Origin of the sequence: uncultured Methanobrevibacter sp., from assembly GCF_905235195.1 — an archaeon.
Lineage (GTDB): Archaea > Methanobacteriota > Methanobacteria > Methanobacteriales > Methanobacteriaceae > Methanarmilla.
In genome coordinates this window covers 1-9,897 of record NZ_CAJOKH010000054.1, presented here as the reverse complement: position 1 = coordinate 9,897, position 9,897 = coordinate 1, and the positions used below count along the sequence as shown (strand labels likewise).

At 25.6% G+C, this 9,897-nt stretch carries 11 protein-coding genes; 3 read left to right on the top strand and 8 right to left on the bottom strand.

The genetic code is table 11. The annotated features are described in order from the left end of the window. Together QZ146_RS07085 and QZ146_RS08875 are read left to right on the top strand one after the other, a co-directional pair. Window positions 1-298 (top strand): hypothetical protein (locus QZ146_RS07085; protein ID WP_295723019.1); only part of this gene is annotated, 298 nt, incomplete at its 5' end. A gap of 910 nt (window positions 299-1,208) precedes the next feature. Continuing rightward, a complete protein-coding gene (locus QZ146_RS08875) occupies window positions 1,209-1,568 on the top strand; it encodes a transposase (protein ID WP_365316855.1) in 360 nt (119 codons plus the stop codon). Window positions 1,569-1,704: 136 nt separating this feature from the next. Here the strand turns inward: QZ146_RS08875 and QZ146_RS07080 are convergent, their stop codons facing one another. The 5 genes from QZ146_RS07080 to QZ146_RS07060 all read right to left on the bottom strand — a co-directional run bounded on the left by QZ146_RS07080 (window position 1,705) and on the right by QZ146_RS07060 (window position 5,272). After that, entirely contained in the window at window positions 1,705-1,851 is a 147-nt protein-coding gene (locus QZ146_RS07080) for a hypothetical protein (RefSeq protein WP_295723018.1), read from the bottom strand. Between the two features lie 200 nt (window positions 1,852-2,051). Further along, window positions 2,052-2,855 (bottom strand): Mov34/MPN/PAD-1 family protein, encoded by an 804-nt coding sequence (locus tag QZ146_RS07075; protein ID WP_295723017.1) that lies wholly within the window; start codon window positions 2,853-2,855, stop codon window positions 2,052-2,054. A 27-nt stretch (window positions 2,856-2,882) separates the two neighbouring features. Further along, window positions 2,883-3,734 carry a tRNA(His) guanylyltransferase Thg1 family protein gene (locus tag QZ146_RS07070; protein ID WP_295723015.1) on the bottom strand — a complete coding sequence of 284 codons (852 nt, stop codon included), beginning with the start codon at window positions 3,732-3,734 and terminating at the stop codon, window positions 2,883-2,885. A gap of 120 nt (window positions 3,735-3,854) precedes the next feature. After that, window positions 3,855-4,619 carry an aspartate dehydrogenase gene (locus QZ146_RS07065; protein ID WP_295723020.1) on the bottom strand — a complete coding sequence of 255 codons (765 nt, stop codon included), beginning with the start codon at window positions 4,617-4,619 and terminating at the stop codon, window positions 3,855-3,857. Between the two features lie 251 nt (window positions 4,620-4,870). After that, window positions 4,871-5,272 carry a PRC-barrel domain-containing protein gene (locus QZ146_RS07060; RefSeq protein ID WP_295723013.1) on the bottom strand — a complete coding sequence of 134 codons (402 nt, stop codon included), beginning with the start codon at window positions 5,270-5,272 and terminating at the stop codon, window positions 4,871-4,873. Between the two features lie 350 nt (window positions 5,273-5,622). Between QZ146_RS07060 and QZ146_RS07055 the strand changes: the two genes are divergently transcribed. After that, a complete protein-coding gene (locus QZ146_RS07055; RefSeq protein ID WP_295723010.1) occupies window positions 5,623-6,348 on the top strand; it encodes a tRNA-binding protein in 726 nt (241 codons plus the stop codon). A gap of 66 nt (window positions 6,349-6,414) precedes the next feature. Here the strand turns inward: QZ146_RS07055 and QZ146_RS07050 are convergent, their stop codons facing one another. The 3 genes from QZ146_RS07050 to QZ146_RS07040 all read right to left on the bottom strand — a co-directional run bounded on the left by QZ146_RS07050 (window position 6,415) and on the right by QZ146_RS07040 (window position 9,207). After that, window positions 6,415-7,827 (bottom strand): lactaldehyde dehydrogenase, encoded by a 1,413-nt coding sequence (locus tag QZ146_RS07050; protein WP_295723008.1) that lies wholly within the window; start codon window positions 7,825-7,827, stop codon window positions 6,415-6,417. Between the two features lie 184 nt (window positions 7,828-8,011). Continuing rightward, the gene (locus QZ146_RS07045) at window positions 8,012-8,218 is read right to left on the bottom strand and encodes a class III signal peptide-containing protein (RefSeq protein WP_295723007.1); all 207 of its coding nucleotides are present in this window, start codon (window positions 8,216-8,218) and stop codon (window positions 8,012-8,014) included. A gap of 62 nt (window positions 8,219-8,280) precedes the next feature. Beyond that, window positions 8,281-9,207: a type II secretion system F family protein gene (locus QZ146_RS07040; protein ID WP_295723006.1), complete on the bottom strand. Its 927-nt coding sequence runs from the start codon at window positions 9,205-9,207 to the stop codon at window positions 8,281-8,283. Between the last annotated feature and the right edge of the window lie 690 nt (window positions 9,208-9,897).

Sequence of the window (9,897 nt, the reverse complement as noted above, 5' to 3'; positions counted from 1 at the left end):
TACAGTTAAAAAGGCTACTCCAAAGATAACTGCAAAATCAGCAAGCTATAAACTTAAAGTAAAAGCTAAAAAATACACTGTAAGATTAATGAACCAAAATAAAATTGTAAAAAACAAAATAGTTACAATAAAAATCAACGGTAAAACATATACTACTAAAACTAATAGTAAAGGTCAAGCAACATTTACAATAAGAAATCTTAAGAAAACAGGCACATACAATGCAGTTATAACAGCTACAGGAAACCATTACTACAACGAAGTAACAAAAAAAGTTAAAATAACTGTAAAACCATAACAAAAATTATATAATATTTTAAGAGTTTATAGTAAACTCTTAATTTTTTTTCTATTATTTTTAAAATCTTATAATTTAAAAAAGATTATTTTTCTTATTTTTTTTTGTGCTTAAAAATAATTTAGGCCCTTTGGAAATTTACATTAAAAATATTAACTCCACAAAGATATTTCATTAATTTAAAGACCTTATTCATTATTCATTCTAAAAAAATAGGGTGCTAGATTTTTTCGTATAAGAAACTTGGATAAAAATCTTATTTTTACTAAATTCAATTAATTTATATTTATTTTATAGGGTCCTAGATTTTTACTTATTTTTTAACAACGTATATTATGTATTATTGTATTTTACAATAGTTCCATAGTCGAATTTTTGTAGTGTTATAAAAATTTTGTTTAATATAAAAAAAGGGTCAATTAAATCAATGAATTTAAATACTATGAGTAACAAGTAGTTATTTAGCGAAAAAAATGTTACCAAGTTTAAATCATGATTCAAAAGACCCAAAATTTATTTTGTTAGGCAAAATATTTAAAATTATCGATTCTAAAAAATTTAGAAATAATTGTAGTCGAAATGGTATAAAAAACCGTTAAATGATGGTAAATTCCATTAAAATTCTATTTAGGAGTATGTATTTTAATTATACAGTTTCTGATGTTGTTAATGAGTTAAATCGTAGTGCAAAATTGAGAAAAATTTGCAGGATTTTCTAAAGAAATACCGCCCACAGAGCAGATCTATGAATTCATGAGTAGATATTCTGCAAAAAATATTGCAAAATAGTAAATTCAACTCTAATGGGATTTAACAAACAAAATAGAGGAACATATAATCGTTTTATCGTTGATACAACACCATCAGCTTGTAATTTTAATAATAACAAGCATTTTCATACCAAAAGAACATCCTCGAAAAACTAAATTTAAAATGGGAATTTTCAACCACTAAAGACCATTTCATAAGATTTAAAGTCACAGTTATTCTAAATGAAAAAACAAGGGTCCCAGTTTCCATTTTAATACATTCTGAAGCACCCAACGATTCAAAAATTTTTGACAAAGTTTTACAAGACCTCCAAAAAAGACATATAACTAAACGAAAAGACATAATCTTATTTAATCGAGGTTATTACAGATATAAAAGCTACCAAATAGGAATTAACAAGTATAAAATCGTCCCCCATCATATCTCCAAAAGAATCATACAAGGAAGAAAAATTAAAAGGACAAATATCCTATCCAATGGAAATATATTCAAAAAATAAAAAAGACAAAAAGTTAAAAAAAGATATTGAATCTATTTCATCAATATTATATCAAAAATTAAGAAATTGAAGAGATTTAAAACCAATACGTGGAATAATTGAAGATTTTATCAAAGTAACCAAAGATAGATTTGGATTAGGAAAATTCCACAGTTACACCATTGAATCCATGAGCAGAAAAAATATATTTATGCTTATTATTAACAACACTAATCATACAACAAGGATATAAAACAAAAACACAAATACAACAACTCGCTGAAGGAAATATAGTACAAAACACATCCATATCTAAAAAAACTAATAAAAAGAAAAATAACAAGAAAAAAGATAAAAAATCAAAGGCACCATTAAAAACAGACCAACAAAAACTAAAAATCAAGAAAAAAGAAGAGCAAATATCTCTCTTAAAATTTTGCTCTATCTAGCACCCTATATATTTTAAAAAAAATGATGAAGATATCCTGTAATTTTAAAAATTAATTAATTGTCATCATCCTTATTTTTTCTAATAACAATTTTAGGCATAGGTTTACCAGGAGTTAAATTAATAGTAATTCCCTTTTGAGCTTCCTCAGGAGTTACATATATAATATTATCCTCATCCAAATCATTTGAATCAATAACAAAAGGATTTTGACCTAATATCCTTTCAATATCAGGACTTACTGGACTTGGGATATGTCCTCTTTCATTGTAATTTCTTGAAAACTCATCATAATTTGTTCTTTTATTACTCTTATCAAAGCTATCTAAAAATTCTTCATCCTCATCTGAGAAGGTTTCATCATCCTCAAGATAATCTTCTTCATCGAAAAAATCATCAATAGAAGGTTCACCATTGTCAATATGTGAAAAATCACCAATTTCAAAATCTAAAGGTTTACCTCCACGATCATAGCCTTGAAAGTTTTCATATGCATAAGGCAATTTAACAATCATATGGAAAACTCCTCTTTTAGAAAATGTTTCTAAATCTGCATCTGAAGGACGATTACTTGGACCTGGATGAGAATGGACTGAACCATAATATTTAATATTTGGAGGTACCTGATCGTAATGTAAGACTGCACCAGTATCTGAAGTCTCGCCAGGAATAAAAATAAGGCTTGTAACATATAATACATTATTTTTGATAGTACCATCTAATAGAGATAAAAATTCATGAGGATAAGCTTCTTTTGCATAAAAAATAACAGAATCGAGAACTCCTTTATCAACGCAAACTTTATTAAATGAATTGTCTTCTTTATCATTAGATTTAAAAATATTTGAAAATAAACCCATTTTATTACCTCATGATATTTGTAATATTTAATCTTCAATAATTTCCTTTTGAACGAAGAATTGCCTATCAAATTTAGGAAGTCCAAAGTCTCTATATATGTATTTATGTTTTTCAACAATCTCCTTATCTAATTTTTTATCATACCTTTTAACTGTATTTATATTTCTATATACTGCAAAACCCCTCTTTTTCCAATTATCTATTTCATCAAAACTTATTCCATTATCATCAAGAATTTCTTTAATATCATTTAAACTTAAACCAAAGAGTTTACTTGCAGCTACATCTGGAGGGTATTCCTTTTTCAATGCCCATATACCATAACTGTTAATACAGTTTCTCCATGATTCATCTTGTCTCCATTTAAAGTAGTTATGAATTTCATCAGGAGATATAGGTATGATTCTTGAATCAAAAGATATTGGTTTTTTATAAATTAATGAATCATCATTTGAACCTTTCTCTTTTATGCCCATAATCTTTTTAAATTTTTCAAAATCCGCAGTAGTTTCATCAATATCAAATAAATTATCATTATCTATATTATATTCCTTTTGAAGACGGCTAGTTAAGGAACTTGAAGCCATACTTGCAAATACAGAATTTATTTTTTCAACCCTACCATTAAATGGTATTTCATTAAGCAAAATACTTATTTCATCAGAGAATGAATAAATAAATCTTGGTGAAAATTCCTTAAAAATATCTGAACATACTCCACTCATTGCTTTTGTAAAATAATCATCATATGGTTTTTTAAAGTTTAACTCTGATGATAAAGTGTGAAAATTACGTCCATCTAATCTGATAATAATAGGATTTGATTTTGAAACCTTTAAATTAGAATATATTTCTAATTCCTTCATGTTTTTATTCATATTTACACCAATAAAATCATAATGTAATTTATGAGAATTTTTTTAATTGTAATATATACTTTAATATTAATTCTATATTTATATTATATTATCTTTAAAATATAATTTTTAAAAATTCTTTTAAGTTCCAATAATTAAATGTTCATCTAAACTTCTAAGTAATTTAATAGCTGAAAGTGCAGCTAACATGCTTGTTTTAGGATTTGCAGTACATGGAAAATTCATTGTTGTTGTTTTAAGTTGACCAAAACTACCTTTTACCTCAACTTCATGAACATTTCTACTAACTTTTGGATCTACAATAATTTTAACATTAATATCCATATCACTTGCAAGAGATAATGATGCTGCAACATTAATATTCATTGGAAACTCTTTGACAGCCTCAGAAGCCTTACCTTCAAATAATATTTCCTCTTCAGTAATTTCTCTTCCTAAAGATTTTGGAGATTTACGAGTAGTTAAGGTAATACTATCTATTCCTGTTACAGATGCTGCTTTTATACCATCAATACCACTTACAGCACCTGATGGAGCATAAATTGTAGTATTGTATTTTTTTGCTGCATTAGATAAAACTTCTCTTAAATCCTCATCCATTAAAGCCCCAACACTCATAGTAATCATATCAGTACCACTTTCTATAATTTTAAGTGCTGATTTACGAACTGATTCTTGAGATGCTGCCTCTAAAACCAAATCAACTTTATCCAACATATCTTCCAATTTATATACAGCTATACCCCCTGCAATACTTGCAAGATTTTCAGCTCTCTCACAGTCCCTATCATAGAAATATTTAATTTTAATATTAGTATTATCTGAGTTAACATTTTGAACAATTAAATTAGCAATTGCCCCACAACCAAGTATTCCAACAATCATTTTATCACACATTTAAATCATTTAATCTGTTTGTACTTTTCTCCTTAAAAAATTAGAAAAAATAATTGAAGTTTCATTACATTTTTTAAAGTAGTAAAAATTATTCTTAGCGAATATATGATAATATAATAAAATAATAAATAAAATTAGTCAAAATTGATTAAGAAAATTAATCCTTAAATTTAAAAATTAAAAATTTATTACCCTGTTGAAATTAAGTTATTTCAACAAAGTTTATAAAAATAATAAAACTATGCACTAGGCATATCACGATTTGGAACATTATCGTGAGGAACTTCATTGCTTATTGGAGGTTCCCCTGCCATATTAGGATTTTGATTTGAATGAGGATGTCTTGCATCTGGAGCATTAATTAACATTATATCTCCAATAGCAGATACTTTATCAAAATTAATAGTTAGTAAACCTTCTGAGAAAGATCTCATTTCATCTTCTTCAGGAATCATTTGGAAACTGCCTCTTAAAAGACTTCTAAATCCTACTTGTTTATTTTTTTCAGGTTCTAACGCTCTAATTACTAATTTAGAAATTGTACCTAAACGAATGTTTAAAATAACATCTTCTACTCTTCCTACATATTTTCCCTGAACTGTATATATATCTAAATCACGTAGTCTAGAAACTTCTACCATTTTTTCACCACATCAATAATCATATAATAAATATTAGATTTAAATAATTTTTAATTATAAATTAATAAAGTTAATAAAAAATTTTTTTTAATAAATTAATATTAATAATAATATGTTTTATTGATAATATAAATAGTTTTTGTAATTATAATATTAAATTTTTAAAAATTTCATAATAAAAATTGAAAATAAGTAATAATTAGAAATTACAACTAGAAATACAATAAAATTATATAAAGTTCATATGATAAAATACTAATAATAATTTAAATATTTTATAAATTGTAAATTATATGATAATAAATTTAAATATTTTATAAATTGTAAAAAAAATTATTTTGAGGATTATTATGTGGGACACATCTAAAGATTATAGAATACTGGTTGCAATGAAAGCACAGGAAGATTTTTTAAATCTTATTCAAACAGCAAGTTTTAGAGGAACATGGAATAAAAAAGCTGCAATAGATGAAGCAAAACAAATGAATAGTGCTTTTCAATCACTAAAATATTCATATCTTGAAGGAGAAAGTCTAACAGAAAGTGAAGATGTTAAAACACTCACCGAACATGCAAACAGAATTATTAATTTTTTAGGAGGAGATGATTGGAACCATAAGTTTATGAGTGGTTCACCTAAAGAAGAAAAGGTCAAAACCGAAAGTAATATTGCAAAAGTTCAATTTTTCCTAAATACAATACTTGGGCTTAAAAATAGATTAGCTTATGGACCAATAAATGATCCAATCATTAGTATTGACATTAGAGTCGGAGAGATTATGAGTGTAATGAAACATCCAAAAGCAGATAATCTTATGATGTGTAATGTTAACCTTTCAACTCGTGCAGTCAAAGTTGTAACTAATGATAATACAGTTAAAGAAAATACTAAAGTAGGAGTATCCCTACTTCCTCCCCAAAACTTTTTAGAAGAAGTATCAGAAGGCATGTTTTTAGGGATGGATGGAAATATTCTAAAAGATGTTCAAGGAGAACTTGGAGAAAACCCTAAAGGAATACCTATGGAATCATTAAATGAAACTAGAAACCTTATTGATGCTTATTTAGACAAATAGATATTTTCAACTAGTATACTAATCATAATCAAATAATGATTTTAAAACTAATCCTTAAAGAGAATATTATCTAAGATTCATACCAATAAGTTTCATCCTACACATATCCTCTACAGCATATTTTAAACCTTCCTTACCCATACCACTATATTTAAATCCTCCAAATGGCATATTATCTGTCCTGAATGTTGATTGTTTATTAATAAATACTGAACCTGCTTCAATCATTTCACTACATTTTAATGCGCTATGAATATTTTCTGTATAAACTCCCGCTTGAAGACCATACTGAGTATTATTAGCTACTTTTATTGCCTCATCAATATTATCCACCTGAATAATAGGTGCGATTGGTCCAAATGTTTCATTGACCACTAAATCCATATCTTCTTTTACATCATTTATAACAGTTGGATAGTAGAAATTATCCTTAGATTTTCCACCATAAACAATCTCTGCTCCTTTTGTGATAGCATCATCAACAGATTGTGAAACCATTTTAACTGCTACATTATTTATTAATGGTCCAATATCTGTATCTTTATCTTTAGGATCTCCAACTTTAAGTTTGGAAGTATTTTTTACAAGTGCTTCTATAAATTCATCTTTAATATCTTTTTCAACAATTACTCTTTTAACACCCATACATACTTGGCCTGAGAAAAGGTAAGCTCCATTTGCAACACCACGTGCTGCTTTTTCAATATCTGCATCATTAAGTACTATAACAGGATCATTTCCACCAAGTTCTAATGTAAGTTTTTTCATACCCGAATTATTTGCAATACTTAAACCTGTTGAAACACTACCTGTAAATGAAACCTTATCTACATTATCACTTGATACAAGGCCATCACCAATCTCTTCACCTAAACCTGTAAGAGTATTTATGACCCCATCTGGAAAATGATTTGCCAATATCTCAGATAACATTAAAGCAGATAATGGTGCTTCTCTTGAAGGTTTTAATATAACTGTATTTTTAGCTGCAATTGCAGGTGCAATCTTATGAATTGCAAGATTAACAGGATAATTAAATGGAGTAATTGCTGCCACTACACCTAATGGAATTTTTAATGTGAAACCATAAAATCCCTTACCTCCAAGACCTGCATCTAAAGGTACTGTTTCACCATATATTCTTTTAGCCTCTTCAGCTGCAAATTTTAATGTTTCAACAGATCTTTCCATTTCAAATATTGAACCAGATATAGGTTTACCTGTTTCTTCTGTTATGATTTTAGCAATTTTTTTACTTTCACTTTTTAAATCATCATATGCATTGAAAAGTAAATTTGAAACTTTACGTGCAGAAAATTCTTGAAAAACTTTTTTAGCATTATTTGCTGATTCAACTGCATAGTTTACATCATTTTTATCTGCTATTGGAACTTTATCAACAAAAGAATTATCATACGGATTTAAAACATCTAAGTGCTCATCTTTCTGGACGTGTTTACCGTTTATTAAAATTTCCATATTAATACCCTCACAAGTTAATTAATATAATAATATTATATTTATTCTTTAATAATTATGATAAGTAATTTTTTTAAAATGATAGTGAATTTTTAAAGTGATAAGTGAATTTTTTATAATATAATTCTTAAGTTTTCTAAGAAAATGTAATTTTTAATTATAATATTTAAGATTTTAAAAATAATTATAACTTGGAAAATCTATTGGATAAACGTTCTGTAGCATTATTAAAATTTGAAATTTCAGTAGAATTAATATGGTAAGACATATCAGATAAATAATTTTTATAAAAGTTAAATAAAACTAATACAATAATTAAAATACCCCCTAATAATAATATGAATTCAGCAGATGATTGGCCATTTAATTCATCATATATTTCATTAAACACTAAGAAACCTCCCTCTGATTTTTAACTAACTATACTTAAAATATAAAAATAATTTAATCAAGCTAAAAATGGATAAAAATGATAGCAAATCTTGATACAGCAAAAAATATTAAATAAGAAATAATAACAAGAGGAATAGAAAATATTATTCCTTTTTTAAACCGCCCATACAAAATTAAGCTAATTATAAAACCAACTAAAAATGAATGAATAATAATATATAGTTCTGAAACTTGACTAGCTGATGATAAAATAGGATTATACTGACCTAAAGATATGATGAAATTTGAATAGATATTAACCATAGCCATAGCAAAAGGTGCAGCTATAACTGCAGATATTATAAGAAACATTACAGCCATAGTAAGAGAAGATTTTCTCTCTTCCTTTATAATATTCATTTGTCTTAAATCATAGGATAAATCATCCAAAATATCACCTACACTAGAACCACTTTTTCTACTATCTAAGATTATTAGGAATATTCGTCTTAAATCATTGGAATTTAACCTGTACCCTAATTCAATCCAAGATTCATTGAAATCCTCACCTAATTTTATTTTAATAACCGTACGTCTCAATTCATCATATAAAGGACCCTCTTCATTCTGTGATAAATAATCAATAGCATTTTCAAAACTAAAACCCACTTTTAAAATAGAAGATAATTGTCTTAAAAAATCAGGAGCCGATTTTTCAATTATCTCCTTTCTTTTTTCTGTTTTAAATGATATAATAAAAACAGATATAATGGATGGAGAAATTAACGGAATTAAAATATAAACTAAATTAATATTAAGTAAAAAAATAAATATGGAAGATAATATTGTAAAGATTAGTGAAATGATTAGTATGATACTTATTAAATCATAAATATACAATTTTACACCTGCATTTAGAAGATAAGACTGAAGTTTATAATATGTTGACTGGCTAAATTTATCCTCTAAAATAGATGAAAAACTACTAATAATTCTAATAATACTCATATTAGTAAATTTTATAAAAAAAATAAAAAAATATTCTTATTTTAATTAAAAATAAACATTTATACTCTATTTATTTACAATATTAAAATTATTTCGAAATTGAAATATAAGAATATTATGAAATTCAATATTAAATAAAACCGAATAAAAAAAAAAGTTTAATATAATTAAATCAATACAATTCTCCTTTTAAAATAAAACTGAATAAAGAAGTTAAATACAATTAAAAATTAATAAATAATAATTTTAAAATAAAACTGAATCAGAAAGTTGAAACAATTAATAATCTGATTATGTTCATTAAAAATAGAATAAAAATCATTTAAAGAAAATAAAAGAAAAAATTAAAAAAAGAGGGCGGGACACGATTATATTTGGTCAAAAATCATTATAGTTTTGTATAAAAATATATTTAAAAATTAAAAAATATTTAGGGGTCTGAATTTTTTCAAAGAAAATTCCATATAATTGCCCTTATTTTTATTATTTATCATATCCCTATGGGATAATTTGTAAAAATACAAATTAAATTAGTTTTTTTAATAAAAAAGGTCTTTAAATCCTTAAATTTAAATAATATGTATTACATATATTTATTTGGAGATAAAAATGAAACACAGATTAAATTTAGATATTAAAGACCCAAATTATAGTTTGTTGAAAGATATATTTAAAATTATGGATTGCAGA

Bases quoted from the DNA above. Each gene is read 5' to 3' on its own strand.
- QZ146_RS07040 (WP_295723006.1), bottom strand. From the start codon at position 9,207: ATGAGTATTATTAGAATTATTAGTAGTTTTTCATCTATTTTAGAGGAT.
- QZ146_RS07055 (WP_295723010.1), top strand. From the start codon at position 5,623: ATGTGGGACACATCTAAAGATTATAGAATACTGGTTGCAATGAAAGCA.
- QZ146_RS07050 (WP_295723008.1), bottom strand. From the start codon at position 7,827: ATGGAAATTTTAATAAACGGTAAACACGTCCAGAAAGATGAGCACTTA.
- QZ146_RS07065 (WP_295723020.1), bottom strand. From the start codon at position 4,619: ATGATTGTTGGAATACTTGGTTGTGGGGCAATTGCTAATTTAATTGTT.
- QZ146_RS07075 (WP_295723017.1), bottom strand. From the start codon at position 2,855: ATGGGTTTATTTTCAAATATTTTTAAATCTAATGATAAAGAAGACAAT.
- QZ146_RS07070 (WP_295723015.1), bottom strand. From the start codon at position 3,734: ATGAATAAAAACATGAAGGAATTAGAAATATATTCTAATTTAAAGGTT.
- QZ146_RS07060 (WP_295723013.1), bottom strand. From the start codon at position 5,272: ATGGTAGAAGTTTCTAGACTACGTGATTTAGATATATATACAGTTCAG.